The sequence below is a fragment of the Colwellia sp. BRX8-4 genome (assembly GCF_014077345.1).
Taxonomy (GTDB): domain Bacteria; phylum Pseudomonadota; class Gammaproteobacteria; order Enterobacterales; family Alteromonadaceae; genus Colwellia_A.
Genome location: NZ_JACGVS010000006.1, coordinates 58,681 through 77,344 on the forward strand (window position 1 = coordinate 58,681; position 18,664 = coordinate 77,344).

16 protein-coding genes are annotated in these 18,664 nt (G+C 40.5%); all 16 read left to right on the forward strand.

Translation table 11 applies throughout. The features are described 5' to 3' along the window. Window positions 1-25 precede the first annotated feature (25 nt). A complete protein-coding gene (locus tag H4J56_RS07010) occupies window positions 26-796 on the forward strand; it encodes an SDR family oxidoreductase (RefSeq protein WP_070376874.1) in 771 nt (256 codons plus the stop codon). A gap of 88 nt (window positions 797-884) precedes the next feature. Then, window positions 885-2,000 (forward strand): NADH:flavin oxidoreductase, encoded by a 1,116-nt coding sequence (locus H4J56_RS07015; RefSeq protein WP_182231039.1) that lies wholly within the window; start codon window positions 885-887, stop codon window positions 1,998-2,000. Between the two features lie 126 nt (window positions 2,001-2,126). Next, complete coding sequence (locus tag H4J56_RS07020; RefSeq protein WP_182173479.1) at window positions 2,127-3,335, forward strand: acyl-CoA dehydrogenase family protein; 1,209 nt, start codon at window positions 2,127-2,129, stop codon at window positions 3,333-3,335. A gap of 52 nt (window positions 3,336-3,387) precedes the next feature. Next, window positions 3,388-4,431: a phosphotransferase family protein gene (locus tag H4J56_RS07025; RefSeq protein ID WP_182231038.1), complete on the forward strand. Its 1,044-nt coding sequence runs from the start codon at window positions 3,388-3,390 to the stop codon at window positions 4,429-4,431. 65 nt (window positions 4,432-4,496) lie between these two features. Next, entirely contained in the window at window positions 4,497-5,258 is a 762-nt protein-coding gene (locus H4J56_RS07030) for an SDR family NAD(P)-dependent oxidoreductase (protein WP_182231037.1), read from the forward strand. Between the two features lie 49 nt (window positions 5,259-5,307). Continuing rightward, window positions 5,308-7,113, forward strand: a complete 1,806-nt coding sequence (locus H4J56_RS07035) for an acyl-CoA dehydrogenase (protein WP_182259083.1) — start codon at window positions 5,308-5,310, stop codon at window positions 7,111-7,113. Between the two features lie 44 nt (window positions 7,114-7,157). Next, entirely contained in the window at window positions 7,158-7,634 is a 477-nt protein-coding gene (locus tag H4J56_RS07040; RefSeq protein ID WP_182259084.1) for a MaoC family dehydratase, read from the forward strand. A 25-nt stretch (window positions 7,635-7,659) separates the two neighbouring features. After that, the gene (locus H4J56_RS07045) at window positions 7,660-8,583 is read left to right on the forward strand and encodes an SDR family NAD(P)-dependent oxidoreductase (RefSeq protein ID WP_182231035.1); all 924 of its coding nucleotides are present in this window, start codon (window positions 7,660-7,662) and stop codon (window positions 8,581-8,583) included. Between the two features lie 48 nt (window positions 8,584-8,631). After that, on the forward strand, window positions 8,632-9,813 hold the full coding sequence (locus H4J56_RS07050) for an acetyl-CoA C-acyltransferase (RefSeq protein WP_182259085.1): 1,182 nt from the start codon (window positions 8,632-8,634) through the stop codon (window positions 9,811-9,813). 82 nt (window positions 9,814-9,895) lie between these two features. After that, complete coding sequence (locus H4J56_RS07055) at window positions 9,896-11,563, forward strand: AMP-binding protein (protein ID WP_182259086.1); 1,668 nt, start codon at window positions 9,896-9,898, stop codon at window positions 11,561-11,563. A 134-nt stretch (window positions 11,564-11,697) separates the two neighbouring features. Then, the gene (locus H4J56_RS07060; protein ID WP_182259087.1) at window positions 11,698-12,123 is read left to right on the forward strand and encodes a DoxX family protein; all 426 of its coding nucleotides are present in this window, start codon (window positions 11,698-11,700) and stop codon (window positions 12,121-12,123) included. Between the two features lie 106 nt (window positions 12,124-12,229). Beyond that, window positions 12,230-13,351 (forward strand): zinc-binding dehydrogenase, encoded by a 1,122-nt coding sequence (locus H4J56_RS07065; protein WP_182259088.1) that lies wholly within the window; start codon window positions 12,230-12,232, stop codon window positions 13,349-13,351. A 223-nt stretch (window positions 13,352-13,574) separates the two neighbouring features. After that, window positions 13,575-14,633, forward strand: a complete 1,059-nt coding sequence (locus H4J56_RS07070) for a patatin-like phospholipase family protein (protein ID WP_182259134.1) — start codon at window positions 13,575-13,577, stop codon at window positions 14,631-14,633. A gap of 54 nt (window positions 14,634-14,687) precedes the next feature. Beyond that, entirely contained in the window at window positions 14,688-15,686 is a 999-nt protein-coding gene (locus H4J56_RS07075; RefSeq protein ID WP_070377274.1) for an NADP-dependent oxidoreductase, read from the forward strand. Window positions 15,687-15,776: 90 nt separating this feature from the next. Beyond that, window positions 15,777-16,448, forward strand: a complete 672-nt coding sequence (locus H4J56_RS07080) for a hypothetical protein (protein WP_259368168.1) — start codon at window positions 15,777-15,779, stop codon at window positions 16,446-16,448. An 88-nt stretch (window positions 16,449-16,536) separates the two neighbouring features. Next, complete coding sequence (locus H4J56_RS07085) at window positions 16,537-18,639, forward strand: molybdopterin-dependent oxidoreductase (RefSeq protein ID WP_182259089.1); 2,103 nt, start codon at window positions 16,537-16,539, stop codon at window positions 18,637-18,639. Window positions 18,640-18,664 lie beyond the last annotated feature (25 nt).

Below are 18,664 nucleotides of genomic sequence, written 5' to 3' on the forward strand. Positions count from 1 at the left end.
TTAGCAATTAAGAAGGAGACTTAACATGAACAAGATTAACTTATTCGATCTAACAGGAAAAATCGCTTTGGTTACTGGCGCAAGTCGTGGCATTGGTGAACAAATAGCTAAATTACTGGCGCAAAGTGGCGCCCATGTCATTGTTTCTAGCCGTAAAGTTGAAGGTTGCCAAACTGTTGTTGACGATATTATTGCCGCAGGTGGCAGCGCTCAAGCTATACCTTGTCATATTGGCGAAATGGACCAAATCGAAAACATTTTTTCTTTGATTAAAGAACAACATGGCAAGCTTGATATTTTAGTTAATAACGCCGCGGCTAATCCCTATTTTGGCCATGTGTTAGATACTGATTTAAGTGCTTTTCAAAAAACAGTCGACGTCAATATTCGCGGATATTTTTTCATGTCTGTTATTGGGGCAAAGCTAATGAAAGAAAATAATGGTGGCGCTATTGTCAATGTGGCTTCTATTAACGGTGTTATTCCTGGTGACTTTCAGGGGATTTATTCCATTACCAAGGCCGCGGTTATCTCTATGACTAAGACCTTTGCCAAAGAGTGTGCTCAATTTAATATTCGAGTTAATGCTTTATTACCCGGCGGCACCGATACAAAATTTGCGTCAACATTAGTCAATAATCCCAAGATACTTGAACAAATGTTGCATCACGTGCCGATGAAGCGTATTGCGCAGCCTGAAGAAATGGCTGGCACTGTACTTTACTTGGTTTCAAATGCATCAAGTTACACGACAGGCACTGCGATTAACGTTGATGGTGGTTATTTAATTGGCTAGGCAATAAAGTTATTAACAAGGCTCTGGCAACCGTTGGCATTAATTTGTCTGCTGCAATATTTAATATTAATAAATTTCAGGAAACACAATGAGTAATAGTAATTCAGCCAAACTTTTTGAATCATTTTCATCAGGTGCACTCACGTTAAAAAATCGTACGGTTATGGCTCCGATGACTCGGACCTTTTCGCCTAACTATATTGCCAATAACGATGTTGCAAAATATTATCGACGCAGAGCAGAAGGTAATGTCGGTTTAATTATTACCGAAGGTACTTTTATTTCGCATAAAGCGGCTAATGGCTATGAGCGAGTTCCTGCTATTTTTGGTGAAGAAGCTTTAGCTGGCTGGAAACATGTTGTCGATGAGGTACATGCTGCTGGAGGTAAAATCGTGCCACAAATTTGGCATGTTGGTTCAGTGAGAAAAGAAGGTATTGGCCCAGATAAATCAGTACCTGCCTATAGTCCATCTGGCTTATATAAACCCGGTGCCCCCAATGGTATTGAAATGAGCCAAGCCGATATTGACGAAGTTGTTGCTTCTTTTGCGCAAGCTGCTCTCGAGGCTAAAAATATTGGCTTTGATGGCGTTGAAGTTCATGGTGCTCATGGTTACTTGGTTGATCAGTTCTTCTGGGAAGGCACAAATCAGCGTGATGATGGTTACGGAGGTTCATTAGAAAACCGTACCCGTTTTGGTGTTGAAATTGTCCAAGCAATTCGCGCCGCTGTTGGTGATGATTTTCCTATTATCTTTAGATTTTCTCAATGGAAGCAACAAGACTACAATGCAAAACTTTGCCAAACACCCGCAGAGTTAACGACTTTTTTAACACTATTAAGTGATGCTGGGGTCGATATATTTCATGCGAGCACCCGCCGTTTTTGGTTACCAGAATTTGAAGGCTCGACGCTGAATTTAGCCGGATGGACGAAAAAAATAACCCATAAACCGGTAATAACCGTGGGCAGTGTTGGGCTCGACAGTGACTTCACCGGTGAAGGTAGTATGGACCTGGGCGGTGCTTCTAACCCAACCGGAATTGATGGTTTATTAACGCGCCTAAATAATGATGAATTTGATTTGGTTGCTATTGGTCGAGCGTTATTAGTCGATCCAGAGTGGGTTAATAAAATACGAGATAAAAAAGAAGACCAAATAGCCCCGTTTAATAAAGAAGCGTTAATGAAGTTAAGTTAAATAAATTAAGTCAGTTGTCGGTTGATTAATCAACTTTCAACCGACAATGATTTTTGAATATCGTGACAAAAAAATTCTCACTGCACTCGTTAGTAAACGGGCGCTATTAAATTATAGGGATCTCTCATGGATTTTGAATACAGTGACAAAGTTAACGCATTAATAAATCGTGTAAATTTATTTATGGATAAATATGTTTATCCTGCTGAACAGAAAATGCATGAACAAGTTGCACAAGAGCCTTGGTCAACACCGCCGTTAATGGAAGAGCTAAAAGCGAAAGCAAAAGCAGAAGGGCTATGGAATTTATTCTTACCTTTGAGTTATGGCAAATATAGTGCGGGTTTAACTAACTTAGAATATGCACCTTTAGCTGAAATTATGGGTAAAGTGATGTGGGCGCCAGAAGTGTTTAATTGTGCGGCTCCTGACACAGGCAATATGGAAGTTCTCGCTAAATATGGCAGTGAAGCCCAGAAAAAACAGTGGTTAGAGCCGCTACTTGAAGGAAAAATCCGTTCCGCTTTTGCCATGACAGAGCCTGAAGTTGCTTCAAGTGATGCGACCAATATTGAATTACGTATCGAACGTGACGGTGATGAATATGTCATTAACGGTAAAAAGTTTTACATCAGTGGCGCGTGCCGTAAACAATGTGAAATTATGATCGTTATGGGTAAAACCGACCCCGACAATGAAAATCGTTATATTCAACAATCGCAAGTGCTAGTGCCAATGAGAACACCCGGTGTCACTATGGTTCGCCCAATGAAAGTGTTTGGCTATGATGATTCGCCAGAAGGACATGCTGAAATTATTTTTGAAAATGTTCGAGTGCCTATCGACAATATTATTGTTGCTGAAGGTAAAGGGTTTGAAATCGCGCAAGGGCGTTTAGGTCCTGGTCGTATTCATCATTGTATGCGTTCGATTGGCATTGCTCAACGTGCGTTAGATTTAATGTGTAAGCGTGTTAATGAACGTATTGTCTTTGGTCGTCCGATGATAAAACAACAATCAATACGCGAAGATATTGCTATTTCAGCTTGTCAAATTGAACAAGCGCGTTTGATGACGTTAAAAGCGGCGCAAAAAATGGACCTTGAAGGTAATAAAGCGGCGAAAGATATTATTGCCATGATAAAAATAGTTGCACCGAATATGTCGCTTGACGTTATTGACCGAGCTATTCAATGTCACGGCGCGGTAGGGGTTAGTCAGGATACTTTTTTAGCGCATGCATATGCGGCTCAAAGAACCTTGCGTTTAGCAGATGGTCCTGATCAAGTTCACATGATGCAACTTGGACGAGATTTAGTAAAAAAATCGACATAACATTAAATGATTATTGAAATTAATCGTCTTAAATCTGAAAGAGAATAAATACATGGCAGCAAACGTACCTTTTGATGTTGAAAAACTCACCGCTTACCTAGCACTTCATCTTGATGGTTTTATCGGTCCCATTACGCTTGATAAATTTTCAGGCGGACAATCTAATCCGACCTATAAAGTGATAGCGCAGTCCGGAATATTTGTCTTGCGCAGCCAACCGCCAGGAAAACTCCTAAAATCAGCACATGCGGTTGACCGTGAATATAAAGTGCTAGCCGCGTTAAAATCTTCAGACGTTCCTGTCGCCGAGGTTTATCACCTTTGCGAAGATACTAGCATTATTGGCTCGATGTTTTATCTGATGGAATATTGTGATGGTAGCGTTTATTGGAGTGCCTCATTAGCAGAAGTCAAAACTAATGAATATCGCAGTAAAATGTATGACGCAATGAACAATGCTTTGGTTGCTTTACATCGCATCAATGTTGAAAGTGTTGGCTTAAGTGAGTACGGAAAAGCAGGTAATTATTTTCAACGTCAATATGATCGTTGGTCTGCGCAATACCGTGCCTCAGAACTCAAAAAAATAATAGCGATGGACAAGTTAAACCAATGGCTTGAAGTTAATTTACCCGCAGATGATGGCAAAGTTTGTTTAGTCCATGGCGACTTTCGCTTAGACAACATGATGTTTGCCAAAGACAAACCAGAAATTATAGCCATTCTTGACTGGGAGCTCTCAACCTTAGGACATCCGTTTTCTGATTTAGCCTATCAATGTATGGGATTACGTATGCCTCAAGGTATTGGCAGTATCGATGGCTTAAAAGGAGTAGATAGAGCCAGTCTAGGCATCCCAACGGAAGCAGAATATGTGGCAACCTATTGTCAGCGTATGGGCATTGAAAAGATAGATAACTGGACATTTTATCTCGCCTTTAGTTTTTTCAGGTTAGCCGCCATTGTTCAAGGTGTTGCCAAAAGAGCGTCACAGGGCAATGCGTCGAATGAAAATGCCAGTAAAATTGGTCAGTTTGTCGAACCTTTAGCACTGATGGCTCTTGAGATAATAGCGCAAGAAAAGGCCACCAAATAGTCGCTAGCTATTCAATTTAGCACCATGACAATAAACACGTTCAAATAATATTTTAAGGAAAAAAAATGGATCCATTATTAGATTTTACCGGAAAAGTTGCTGTTATTACGGGTGCTGCTCAGGGGTTTGGTATGTTATTAGCCCAAGAGTTAGCTCAGCGTGGTGCTAAGTTAGTGATCAGTGATATTAACGAAGCAGGTGTTAACAAGGTGGCCAATGATATTGCAGCTTCAGGCGCTGAGGTGTTCGGGCTTCAATGCGATGTTGCTAAAAATGCAGATTGTAAAGCTATGGTCGACTTAGCCATTGAAAAATTTGGTCGTGTTGACATTGGTGTTAATAATGCAGGTGTTGCTCATGATTTTCATGCGTTACACGAAATTGACGAAGCCCTGATGGATAGACAATTTGCCGTTAATGTTAAAGGTGTGCAGTTTGGCATGAGTCATCAAATTAAGCAGATGTTAACGCAACAAGGTGGCGCCATTTTAAACGTTAGCTCAATGGCAGGTCTTGGCGGTGCGGCAAAAGTTGCGGCTTACTCTATGGCAAAGCATGCCGTTATTGGTTTGACAAAAACGGGCGCTGTTGAATATGGTCGCCATAATATTCGTATCAATGCGATATGTCCTTTTTTTACCTTAACTAAAATGGTCACTGACATGGCCGATGAAAGTATGCAAAGTAAAATGAGTTTAGGTGCGCCAATGAAGCGTTTAGCCGAGCCTAAAGAAGTTGTTGCCGTGATGCTAATGATGCTGTCACCCGCGAACACTTATATGACCGGGCAATGTATCGCGATTGATGGCGGTGTATCAGCGCAGTAAACAATAATCTTGTGTTACTTTTTTAAATAGTTAATAAGAAGAGACCCGAATGGCCAGTGAATTAATGAATCAACGAGATATTGAATTTATGCTGTATGAATTCTTTGATAGTGAGTCTCTTTTAAAAAGAGAACGTTATCAAGATCATGACCGGCATACATTTAACGAAGTTATTGCTACGGCTAAAACTATAGCAGAAAAACATTTCTTACCTATTCGTCAAAAACTTGATACTCACCAACCGACGTTTGACGGTAAAAAGGTACATTTAATTCCTGAGCTCAAACCCGCTATTGATGCCGTTATTGCCTCGGGTTTATCTTCAGCGACCGCAGATTATGAAACCAGTGGTATGCAACTGCCGCCAATCATCGCCAGCATCGCTACTTCATATTTAACTGTCGCTGGTGGTGTCGGTTTAGGTTACAACATGTTAACCACCGCGAATGCTAATTTACTTAGCGCGCATGGCAGTGAAGACCTCATCGAAAAGTGGGTAAAACCAATGCGAGCGGGTCGTTTTATGGGCACAATGGCGATGACAGAGCCGGGCAGTGGTTCAGGCTTAGGTGATTTAATCACTAAAGCGACTAAGGCCGAAGACGGTAGCTATCGTATTAGTGGTAATAAAATTTATATATCGGGTGGTGATCATGATCTCAGTGAAAATATTGTTCACTTAGTGCTTGCGAGATTAACCGGCGCGCCAAAAGGGATAAGAGGTATTTCGCTTTTTGTTGTGCCAAAATTTTTGCTTAATGACGATGGCTCAATTGGCGATGACAATGAAGTCGCCTTATCCGGACTATTTCATAAAATGGGCGGGCGGGCTCAAACTTCCACTGCGTTGAGTTTTGGAGAAAAGAATGGTGCTGTTGGTTACTTAGTGGGGGAAGAAAACCAAGGGCTCAAATATATGTTTCATATGATGAATGAAGCACGCATTATGGTTGGAACCAGTGCCGCGGTTATCGGTATAGCAGGTTACTTGTACTCATTAGATTATGCTAAAAATCGGCCACAAGGTCGTTTACCCTCGAGTAAAGATCCACTGTCACCTATGGTTAATATTATCGAACATGCCGATGTACGAAGAATGCTTCTCGCACAAAAAGCTTACGCAGAGGGCGCATTTTCATTAGTACTTTATGGCACACAATTGAGTGACGATGAGAAAACAGCAGCTAGTGCTAAAGAAAAAGAGCACGCGCATCTCTTATTAGACTTTCTTACCCCTATTATTAAAACTTGGCCCTCTGAATATGGCACTAAAGCCAATGACCTAGCCATTCAAGTACTCGGTGGTCATGGCTATATTAATGAACACCCCGTGGAATTATTTTATCGTGATAATCGTTTAAACACTATTCATGAAGGTACAACGGGTATTCAGTCGTTGGACTTATTAACGCGAAAGGTGCCAATGAATAAGATGGCAGGATACTTAGCAACGTTAACTGAAATAAATATAACGATAGAACAAGCCAATAATTATCAAAGTTTAACTGAATTTAGCCAACAACTAACGGCAGCGGTAAAAAGTTTACAGCTAACTACCGAAGCACTATTAACCGCCATGACCAGCAAAAACATTGATTTAGCTTTAGCTAATTCGGTTAAATACCTCGAGTTGTTTGGACATGTGATCGTCGCTTGGTTATGGCTCAAACAAGGCCTTGTTGCCACGAAAGCGCTTGAAAATAAACCACACCAAAGTGATGAAAATTTCTATCAAGGAAAACTGCAAACCTTACAGTATTTCTACAGATTTGAATTACCGCAAATAGCGTTATGGTCAGCGCTGTTAATAGACAGTGATGACAGCACTTATCAGATGAAAGCTGAATGGTTTTAAAGAGTCATTAAAAATAGCAGTTAAATAAATAATAGAGACACCTTATGCCAACTATAATTAACAAAGAAGAATTAGCAAATTATATAGGTTTTCAAGCTAAACCAACACCTTGGCACTTAGTTACTCAGCAACAAATTGATCAATTTGCTGATTGTACACTCGATCATCAGTTTATCCATGTTGATGAAGAAAAGGCAAAAGCGACACCCTTTGGCGGTACTATTGCTCATGGTTTCTTATCGCTATCAATGCTCTCTCATTTTGCTGAAGACTTTAGCGTTATCATTGAAGGATTTTACATGGGCTTAAATGCCGGTTTTGACAAGGTGAGATTTTTGCAACCCGTTGCGGTCAATAGTCGTATTCGAGCACATGCAACAACGTTGGCGATTGAAGAAAAAAAACCAGGACAATATCGTTTGTCTACCCAAGTAAGTGTTGAAATTGAAGGCAGTGAAACACCTGCGCTAGTCGCACAGTGGATTTCAGTACAAATGGTAAATAACATGGCTAAAAAGTAATTTTAAAGTATTTTAAGGAAATATCATGACAATCAGTTTTATAGGAAAAGTCGCTATAGTTACCGGCGCAGGTAATGGATTAGGTCGCTCACATGCCTTAGCGCTTGCTGCGCGTGGCGCAAAAGTCGTTGTTAATGATTTAGGAGGTGCGCGCGATGGTAGCGGGGCGTCTTCACAAGCATCACAAGATGTTGTGCGTTTAATTGAAGAAAAGGGTGGAGAAGCCATCAGCCATGGCGCAAATGTTGCGAACTTTGATGAAGTACAAGACATGGTTAATCAAGCAATGGAAAAATGGGGCCGTGTTGATATATTAATCAACAATGCCGGTATTTTAAGAGATAAATCCTTTACTAAAATGACCTTAGCAGACTTTTCCTTGGTGATGGATGTTCATGTGATGGGCAGCGTTAATTGTACTAAAGCTGTTTGGGATATCATGCGTGAACAAAACTATGGCCGTATTGTGATGACAACCTCATCCAGTGGCATGTATGGTAATTTTGGCCAAGCTAACTACGGCGCAGCTAAAATGGCAGTTTTAGGGTTAATGAATACGCTATCGATTGAAGGATTTAAAAATAACATTAGGATTAACGCGCTTGCCCCAACTGCTGGCACACGTATGACTGAGGACCTAATGCCTGAAGAAATTGTAAAAGCATTTGCTCCTGAAGCGGTAACGGCTGGTTTGCTAACCCTTTGCGATGACGATGCGCCGACCCGCTTTATTTTATGTGCAGGTGCGGGCGGTTACTCAAGTGCAAGCATGTTTGAAACTCAAGGTTGTTTTATCCCACAGTCGTCACAAACACCAGAATCCGTGCGCGGACAGTGGTCACAGTTAACCGATGAAGCAGGCCAAGCAGCTTTATCTTCTGGATCAAAACAAGGTGAGAAATTTGTCAGCAAAGCTATGGCTTATATGAAGTCACAGCAGCAAAAGTAGATATGACAACTTGTTTGTCGTTCACATAATAATTAAAAAGGAATACTGATGAGAGAAGCCGTAATAGTATCTGCCGCACGTACCCCGATAGGAAAAGCATACCGAGGTGCCTTTAATGATTTATCGGCGCCAACCTTAGCGGCTACTGCGGTTAAAGCCGCCGTTGAAAGAGCAGGAATTGATGCCAATGAAATTGAAGACTGTATTTTTGGTGCCGCTCTAACGCAAGGTAATCAAGGGATGAACTTTGGTCGGCAAGTGGCAATGGCGGCTGAGTTGCCGGTTTCTGTACCTGGCATGACTGTCGATCGTCAATGTTCGTCAGGCTTAATGTCTATTGCTATTGCGGCAAATCATATTGTTTGTGATGGCGCACAAGTGGTGCTTGCAGGCGGTTGCGATTCCATTAGTTTGGTACAAAACGATAAAATGAATATGTATAGAGCTGTTGACCCAAGTGTTAAAGCCTATCGACCAGCTACTTATATGCCGATGCTTGATACGGCCGAAATCGTTGCCAATCGCTATAGTATTTCTCGAGCAGAGCAAGATGCCTATGCACTTAAATCTCAACAACGTACCGCCGCAGCGCAACAAGCGGGTAGGTTTGATGATGAAATTGTGCCAGTGACCTGTACTAAAATGATTATGGACAAGGCGACGGGTGATATCAGTAAAGAAACGGTCACTTTAACTAAAGACGAAGGTAACCGTCCATCAACAACGTTAGCGGCACTGTCAGCTTTAAAGGCGGTCAAAGATAACGGTGCTATTACGGGCGGTAATGCTTCGCAGTTATCCGATGGCGCTGCAGCCGTTGTTCTAATGGAAAGAGGTTTAGCTGAGCAGAGAGGCCTTAAGCCTTTAGGTGTCTATCGTGGCATGGTCGTTGCCGGTTGTGAACCCGATGAAATGGGTATTGGGCCGATTTATGCGATACCCAAATTGTTAGCGCGTAATAACTTAACGATTGACGATATCGGTTTATGGGAAATCAATGAAGCTTTTGCGGTACAAGTTTTATATTGTGCGACTAAATTAGGCATTCCTGAAGATCGTCTTAATGTAAATGGTGGTGCAATTTCTATTGGCCATCCTTATGGTATGAGTGGCACACGTATGGTGATGCACGCACTGATTGAGGGAAAACGTCGTGGAATTAAATATGTTGTGATCAGCATGTGTATTGGTGGTGGACAGGGCGCAGCGGGTCTGTTTGAAGTACTTTAAGCGTTTTAATTAAAACATTTACCGTGGCGTAACTATAATAATAATGCCACGTAAACAATTTGTGATTGGGGAGATAAATATAATGGAAAAAATTTGGCTTGAAAAGAGTTACCCACCTGGTGTTGATTTCGAAATAGACCCAGATAAATATAACTCATTAGCAGATTTATTTACTAAATATACCAAGTTATATCAAGGTAACACCGCTTTTATTAATATGGGAGCAAGCATTAGTTATCAAGAACTTGGTCAACAAGCTCATGACTTTGCGGCTTATTTACAACAAGATTTAGGATTAGTTAAAGGTGATAGATTCGCGATTATGATCCCCAATCTTCTTCAATACCCTATCGCATTATTTGGTGCCTTATTAGCTGGACTTACCGTGGTGAATGTTAACCCGTTATACACAGCACGTGAATTAGAGCATCAGTTAAAAGACTCAGGCACTAAAGCTATTCTCATCCTCGAGAATTTTGCCCATGTCCTTGAAAAAGTTATTGATAAAACCGATGTTAAGCACATTATTCTTACGGCTGTAGGTGACAGATTAGGGACAGTTAAAGGTTTACTTATTAACAGTGTCCTTAGGCATGTTAAAAAGCAGGTGCCTGCTTTTAATTTTCCAGGAGCAGTCAGGTTTAATCAAGCGATGACAAAAGGAGCTAAATTAACCTTTAAGCCTGTCAAGGTGGTTGGTTCAGATCTAGCTTTCTTACAATATACCGGTGGTACGACGGGTCCATCAAAAGGAGCCATGCTTACCCATCGCAATATGGTAGCTAACCTCGAACAGTCAAATGCGGCGACTAAAAATATATATGAAGTTGGCAAAGAAATTATGGTGACAGCCTTACCGCTTTATCATGTCTATGCGCTAACGTCTAATTGCTTATGTTTTATGCCTTTTGGTGGCACTAATATTTTAATTACCAATCCAAGAGATATGAAAGGCTTTGTTAAAGAGCTCGCTAAATACCCTTTTACTATCATCACGGGTGTTAATACTTTGTTTAATGCTTTGTTACATACCCCAGGGTTTGACCAACTTGATTTTAGCCCATTAAAACTTGGTTTTGGTGGCGGAATGTCAGTACAACGTCCGGTAGCCGAGCTTTGGGAAAAAGTCACTAAAACAAGATTGTTAGAAGGTTATGGTTTAACAGAGTGTGCGCCATTAGTGACGATGAGCCCTTTTAATCAACAAAGCTATAATGGCTCTATTGGTTTACCTGTTTCTTCGACCGATATACGCTTAATTGGCGATAATGGTGAGGAAGTTGCGCTAGGTGAGCCCGGTGAAATGTGGGTTAAAGGTCCTCAGGTGATGAAAGGTTATCATAACCGACCCGATGCAACAGATGAAGTGCTCAAAGATGGTTGGCTAGCTACTGGCGATATTGCCACCATGGATGAAAATGGCTTTTTTAAAATTGTTGACCGAAAAAAAGACATGATCAACGTCTCAGGCTTTAATGTTTTTCCTAATGAAATTGAAGAAGTACTCGTTATGCATGATGGTGTACTTGAAGCCGCTGCTATTGGTATTCCACACGATACAACGGGAGAAGCGGTTAAGGTTTTTATTGTCAGGAAAAATCCTAATTTAGCAGAGCAAGATATATTTGATCATTGTCATGAAATGCTAACAAACTATAAACGTCCTAAGTTGATAGAGTTCATCGATGAGTTGCCAAAAAGTAATGTCGGTAAAGTGTTACGAAAAGAGTTACGAAAAGACGTTGCATAAGTAGACAAAGTTGACTTTTTTCTAGAACTAAATCGATTGAGTATTTACGCCTACGGCTAGTGTTATGCTAGTCCTTAGGCGTTTTTTATTCTGCTAGAAAGTTAAAAACTCATTAACACGATAAGGATTTACCCTTGAATATATTAGAAAATAGCTGTCTTTTGTTGGGACGTGTACTGATGGGCCTTTACTTTATTATCCCTGCGATAAGTAAAATTAACAAATTTGAGGGCACCAGTGTCTACATGGAGCAGCACAATGTTCCTATGGTATCGTTATTATTAGTGTTAACCATTATTATTCAATTGATTGGTGGAGTGGCCATCATTGTTGGTTTCAAAGGTAAAGTGTCTGCGTTTATATTAGCGGGTCTAACCTTGTTAATAAGCCTATTTATGCATGATTTTTGGGGAATGACAGAAGGTGTGGCGCGGAGTCACGAATTACAAAACTTCTTTAAAAATATGGGCATAATAGCCGGTTTATTAATAATAACTGGCCTAGGAACAGGCAAGTTTAGTCTTGAGGATCGTAAAGTGACTGAGCCTGAAAGACGCTAATACAAGTAACCGTTATTGTAGCCAAGACAACACGCAAGGTAGCACCTAACGCTATCAAAATTACCACGTCATAAAACGACAACAAACAGCTGGAGAATATCTTATCATGACAAGCTCAAAACAATTATTTACTCATATTTCTGCAAGCGGAACACTTGAACTATCTTTAAAAGAGGTCGAGGTAGCGACACCTAAATCCCATGAAGTGATCGTTCGCATTGAAGCCGCTCCCATCAACCCATCTGATATGTGGCCGATGTTTGGACCTGCTAATTTAGCCGAGGCGGTATTAAGTGCAGATAAATTAACGCTCAGTGCACCTGTGCATAGCAGTATACTACCTCGAATTAAATCTCGTTTAGATCAAGTATTACCTATTGGTAATGAAGGCGCAGGTACTGTGGTTGCTGCCGGTGATAGTGACGCTGCTCAGTCGTTAATGGGGAAAACAGTCGCGGTTTTAACCGGAGGCGCCTATGCCCAATATTGTTGCGTACCCGCACAAGCTTGTATTGTTCACCATGAGGGGACTACAGCTAAGCATGCTGCTTCTTCTTTTGTAAATCCTTTAACTGCTTTAGGTATGGTAGAAACCATGCGTATGGAGGGGCACAGTGCATTAGTGCATACCGCTGCAGCGTCAAGTCTAGGACAAATGCTAAATAAAATATGTTTGGCACAAGACATTCCTTTGGTCAATATTGTTAGAAGTCAGCAACAAGCCGAGATACTTAAAGCAATTGGTGCTCAATATATTTGTGATTCATCGAGTAAAACCTTCAAGGCTGATTTGTATAAAGCGATTGATGAAACAGGAGCAACTTTAGCCTTTGACGCGATAGGTGGCGGAGAAATTGTCAGTGATATCCTGAACGCTATGGAGCAGTCTGGCAGTAAAGACGCTGTTGGCTTTAATACTTATGGTTCAGAGACAAATAAACAAGTTTATATTTATGGGGGGTTAGACTTCACCCCAAGTATCTTAAATCGCGCTTACGGAATGACATGGGGCATAGGCGGTTGGTTATTAATGAGCTTTTTAGGTAAGTTGCAACCACAACAAATCGCAAAATTACAAAAGCAAGTGGCCGATGAGATAAAAACCACTTTTGCTTGTGCGTTTACTGACGAATTAAGTTTTGAACAAGCGATGACCCCAACGATTGTTTTACAATACAATGCTAAGAAAACAGGCGAAAAATATCTGATTAATCCCAATAAAAAATAGTTCACCTCTGTTAGGAGACTGAACGCTTTGGGTTTAGTCTCCTCATTTGTGCTTTTCACTATCTTAAGCTTGGTGATATTTCTCGTTTTCGTTAACTCGAATTCATTTGGTGAATAATGAACCATAAGTACTATTCATTTGTTTAATTTATTTCTAACGTTTACCATGGCTTAGAGATTATAATGATTTATTATTGTCACCAAAAAGTGAACAACAAGATAATATGTTAGAAATATATGCTGGCGATTCAGCCATGAAGACGATTAAAGAAAATGGAATTTCACCTGACTTATTTAGCTCTTTTTTAGCGGCGAGTGGTGGACCTAAATGGTTTACTTTATATGGTTTAGATAAATACCTCTTTAGTGAATTTTTTAAAAATAGAGAACAAGCATTAAACCTTATTGGCTCAAGTGTTGGTGCTTTTAGAAATGCATGTTTTGCTCAAAAAGATCCCCTCGCTGCAATAGAACGTCTCGCAAAAAATTATCATGAAACTACTTACACGGCTAAAGCCAAGCCAGCAGAGGTTAGCGAAAAAGCATTCGAAATGATGGATGCTATTTTTGGAGTGTCAGGCGAGCAAGAAATTGTTGATAACCTTCATTTTAAAGCACATATCATCGTAGCTAAATGTAACGGTTTTGTTGCTTATGAAAATAAATTTATTCAGGGACTTGGCCTAGCAAAAAGCTATGTTAATAATCGCATCAGCCGCCCACGCTTAAATAGCCAATATGAGCGTTATATTTTTCAGTCGAGCCATAGTAACCTTGAGCTTAGCGATCCTGATAACATACCCACATCCCGTCTACCTTTTTCAACAGGTAATATTCGTAACGCGTTACTCGCTTCAGGTTCAATACCCTTAGTGATGCGGGGTATTAGCGATATTGAAAACAGTCCAAAAGGTATGTATCGAGATGGTGGTATTGTTGATTATCATTTTGATTTTGAGATTAAAAATCCAGGATTAACACTTTACCCCCATTTTAGCTCATCACTTAAGGCGGGTTGGTTTGATAAAAGTTTAACAAGAAAAGTAAGATTAAAAAACTACGACAATACGGTGTTGATTTGTCCTTCTGCTAAATTTATTGACGCATTACCTCATCATAAAATTCCTGACAGAAACGACTTCATTGCCATGAACCGCAAACAGCGAATGTGGTATTGGCAAAAAGTGATGAATGACAGCGAAAAATTAGCGGAGTCATTTGATCAGATTTATAAAAATCAACAGTTAAACCACATAAAGAGTATAAATCAGTTATTGGCATAGTCTCTTAATAAAGAGTCGTCAATTACATACTATAAACGCATAGAGATAATAATGATTACAACGTATAAAGCGATAAATTTAATTGCACGTCCTTCTGGTGGTCCAATAGGACCTGATTTGTTTGACGTTGTAGAAAAGAATATTCCTGAAGTGGCAAAAAACCAATTTCTTGTGAAACAATCACATATGTCATTAGATCCGGCAATGTTCGGTTGGATGAGTGCAGATACAGAAAGTTATATTCCACCCGTTGCCCTTGGCGATGTTATGCGCAGTTCAGGTATCGGTGAAATCGTTGAAAGTAATCATGCTAACTTCAACGTTGGTGATCGCGTTATGGGCATGATGGGTTGGCAAGAATACTACTTAAGTGATGGTACGGGTTTAAATAAAGTAACAGCACCCTTACCAGATGAAGCTATCTTATCGGTTTTTGCCTTGCCGGGGTTAACCGCAACACAAGGATTATACAGCATAGGTAAGCCTCAAAAAGGGGAAACACTTGTTGTTTCTGGAGCGGCTGGTTCGGTTGGTTCAATTGTTGGGCAACTTGCTAAAGCCGACGGACTTACTGTCATTGGTGTTGTAGGTAGTGATGAAAAAGCCGATTGGGTGGTAAATGAATTAGGCTTTGATGGCGCGATAAATTATAAAACTGATGATATAGCGACTACATTAGCGCAATTAACGCCAAAGGGTATTGACGTCTATTTTGAAAATACCGGTGGACCCATCCAACACCATGTTATTGCCCGGATGAATGCTCATGGTCGAATTGTCGTTTGTGGAATGATTGCTGATTACCCAAAAGCAGAACCAGACTTAGCACCTAGTTGGATCCCTATCATTAAGAAACGCTTAACAATACAGGGCTTTACTATGCCAGATCATTTTGGCGAAGTCCCAGCCCTATTAGAAAAGCTAACACCCTATGTAATGCAAGGTAAAATTAAGTATCGTGCTCATATCTTAGATGGTTTTGATGAAGCGATGACTGGCTTGAACTTATTTTTTACCGGTGAAAATAAAGGCAAACTTATCGTTAAACTCTGATGGTCAGCTTAATGTTACGCGGTTATAGGTGTTTTTTTATCAATAAAACTCAAATTTACTTTACGATACTTAATTAAAATGGAAATGAATATGTCCCAGAAACTTGTTAATAACCTGATGTGCTCCTTAGTGTTTGCATGTTTAACATCCTTGTCTGCTAGCGCAGACACATCCGTTAAGACACCAGACCCTGATCAAAGTGTCGCTGACGCTGTTACAGCAATAACAGAGGTTAATGTCGATGAGAACAGCTTCAGCTGCATAAGAGATATGACACCAGTCAGGCATTTTTATGTTGATAATCTTTTAGGAGATATAACAAGCACTTTAGCCGCAGCCAATGCACCAGAGGGCGCTAAGTACCCCGTGGGTTCGGTTGTGCAGCTTGTACCAACAGAAGCCATGGTTAAACGTGAATCGGGTACTTTTCCCGCGACGGGTGACTGGGAGTTTTTTGAACTAGAAGTTAATGAACAAGGGTCAAAAATCGGTAAGCGTGGTTTTGTCGATGTTGTTAATCGTTTTGGCGGCAACTGTTTTGCTTGTCATGCTCCGGCTCGAGAGCCTTGGGATTTCATTTGTGAATCAGATCATGGCTGTGAAACTATACCTATAGATCATAAAATGACGGGCGCGCTGCAACGTTCAGATCCCCGTTGCGGTGATGCTATTCCTCAAGATGGTGATTGGATGGCATTGTTTAAGCTTAAAAGTATGGTCAGTATTGGCCTTACAAAACAGTGGTTTGAAGAAAAATTTTAACGTCAATAATTAATATGTTTTAAGCCACAAGTAAGCCGCTAACCAAGAAGGTTTTCATTTTTTTAATGGGTCCAATTAGGAGATAACTATGAGTGATATCAAAACGCACTACCGTAACTGTAATATTTGTGAAGCGATGTGCGGCTTAGAAATTAAGTATCAAGATAAGCATATTTTATCGATTAAAGGCGACCCAAAAGACCCTTTCAGTAAAGGTTATAATTGTCCTAAAGCAACGGCGTTAGAAGATTTTTATAATGATGAAGACCGTTTAAAAACACCGATTAGACGGACAGCTAATGGCTGGGAAGATATTTCATGGGATCAAGCTTTTACCGAGATAGCCGAAAAACTTAAAGGCACTCAAAAAGAACATGGCCGTGACGCTTTGGCGGTTTACTTAGGAAACCCTAACGCGCACAACTTAGGTAATGCGCTTTTTCTAAAACCATTTATGAAAGCGTTAGGGACGATAAACCGTTTTAGTTCTGCTTCAACCGATCAAATGCCACATCATGTTGCCGCTAATTTTATGTTTGGTGCGGGTATGTTAATCCCTGTGCCCGATATAGACCGCACTGATTTTATGTTGATTATTGGCGGTAACCCTGTGGTCTCTAATGGTAGTATGATGACAGCACCCAATGTTATCGGCCGAATGAAAGCTATTCAAAAACGAGGAGGTAAAATTGTTGTTGTTGATCCTCGCCGTACCCGAACCGCTAAAATTGCCGATCAACATTTGTTTATTAGACCAGAAAAAGACGCGCTCTTGTTATTGGCGATGATCCACTGTGTTTTTACAACCAATAGCGTTAATCTTCGCCATCTAGCAGATATGGTTGATGGACTAGATGCGTTGGAAAATATCGCTAATGATTATTCACCCGAATCTGTGGCTAAGCATGTCGGCATACAGGCAAGTGACATTAGAACGTTAACCAATGATATGACAACTGCAGACTCAGCGGTGTGTTACAGCCGTATGGGAGCATCTACTCAAACGTTCGGTGGTTTATGCCAATGGCTAACCAATGTGCTTAATATTATAACCGGCAATTTTGACCGTGCAGGCGGTGCTATGTTTCCACAGCCCGCTTTTGATTTATTAAGAAATCATAAGAAGGGTTATAAAAGCTCATTTGGGCAATATAAGAGTCGTGTCAGAAAGTTACCTTTTTTCAATGGTGAGTTTCCGGTTGCAACATTAGCTGAAGAGATATTAACCCCCGGTGAAGGTCAAATAAAAAGCTTAATTACTGTTGCAGGTAACCCTGTGCTTTCATCACCGAGTGGACATAAATTAGCTGAAGCGTTTTCAGGATTAGATTATATGGTCGCCATCGACATTTATCTTAATGAAACCACTAAACACGCTAATATTATTTTACCGGCAACAACCGGTCTTGAAAATTCGCATTTTGATATTTTCTTCAATTCATTTTCAGTAAGAAATACCGTCAAATATTCTAAGCCATTGTTTGAACCAGCAGACTATCAACGCACCGATTGGCAAATACTGAAGGAGCTAGCGGCACGAATGACAGATACAGACCTTGATGAATACACACCAGAAATGATCTTAGATATGGAGTTGCAAAAGGGTCCTTATGGTAAACAAGGTATGAGCTTAGAAAAATTAATCGACAATCCTCATGGTATCGATATTGGACCGTTAATGCCGTGTATCGAAGCGCGGATAAAAACCGAGCAAGGTAGCGTAAACTTAGTGCCGCAACTCTATATTAATGATTTACCGCGTTTGCAAAATGTTATTATTCATCCTGCTCGTGATATCAATTATCCGTTCGATTTAATTGGTCGCCGTTTAGTGAAAAGTCATAATACCTGGACACAGAATTCCGAGCGCTTAATTAAAGGCAAAAATCCTTGTACCTTAGAGGTTCATCCAGATGATGCTAAGGTATTAGGCATTAGCAATGGTCAATCTGTTATGGTGAGCTCAATGGTAGGTGAAGTGAAAATAGAGGTAGTGATCACCGACGATATTCAACGTGGGGTGGTCAGTATGCCGCAAGGCTGGGGACATAATCAACAAGGCACCCAGATGTCGGTTGCAGCCAAGCAACCAGGTGTTAGTATTAATGATTTAACCGATGCAAGTCGAGTAGATACTTTAACCGGTAATGCTGCTTTAAATGGTACACCGGTCGCAATTAACGTTGCGTAGATGTTAGTCGAATTAGACTATAATT

Excerpts from the sequence above, each read along its gene's own strand:
- H4J56_RS07010 (WP_070376874.1), top strand. The coding sequence starts at position 26 with ATGAACAAGATTAACTTATTCGATCTAACAGGAAAAATCGCTTTGGTT.
- H4J56_RS07015 (WP_182231039.1), top strand. The coding sequence starts at position 885 with ATGAGTAATAGTAATTCAGCCAAACTTTTTGAATCATTTTCATCAGGT.
- H4J56_RS07020 (WP_182173479.1), top strand. The coding sequence starts at position 2,127 with ATGGATTTTGAATACAGTGACAAAGTTAACGCATTAATAAATCGTGTA.
- H4J56_RS07025 (WP_182231038.1), top strand. The coding sequence starts at position 3,388 with ATGGCAGCAAACGTACCTTTTGATGTTGAAAAACTCACCGCTTACCTA.
- H4J56_RS07030 (WP_182231037.1), top strand. The coding sequence starts at position 4,497 with ATGGATCCATTATTAGATTTTACCGGAAAAGTTGCTGTTATTACGGGT.
- H4J56_RS07035 (WP_182259083.1), top strand. The coding sequence starts at position 5,308 with ATGGCCAGTGAATTAATGAATCAACGAGATATTGAATTTATGCTGTAT.
- H4J56_RS07040 (WP_182259084.1), top strand. The coding sequence starts at position 7,158 with ATGCCAACTATAATTAACAAAGAAGAATTAGCAAATTATATAGGTTTT.
- H4J56_RS07045 (WP_182231035.1), top strand. The coding sequence starts at position 7,660 with ATGACAATCAGTTTTATAGGAAAAGTCGCTATAGTTACCGGCGCAGGT.
- H4J56_RS07050 (WP_182259085.1), top strand. The coding sequence starts at position 8,632 with ATGAGAGAAGCCGTAATAGTATCTGCCGCACGTACCCCGATAGGAAAA.
- H4J56_RS07055 (WP_182259086.1), top strand. The coding sequence starts at position 9,896 with ATGGAAAAAATTTGGCTTGAAAAGAGTTACCCACCTGGTGTTGATTTC.
- H4J56_RS07065 (WP_182259088.1), top strand. The coding sequence starts at position 12,230 with ATGACAAGCTCAAAACAATTATTTACTCATATTTCTGCAAGCGGAACA.
- H4J56_RS07070 (WP_182259134.1), top strand. The coding sequence starts at position 13,575 with ATGTTAGAAATATATGCTGGCGATTCAGCCATGAAGACGATTAAAGAA.
- H4J56_RS07080 (WP_259368168.1), top strand. The coding sequence starts at position 15,777 with ATGTCCCAGAAACTTGTTAATAACCTGATGTGCTCCTTAGTGTTTGCA.
- H4J56_RS07085 (WP_182259089.1), top strand. The coding sequence starts at position 16,537 with ATGAGTGATATCAAAACGCACTACCGTAACTGTAATATTTGTGAAGCG.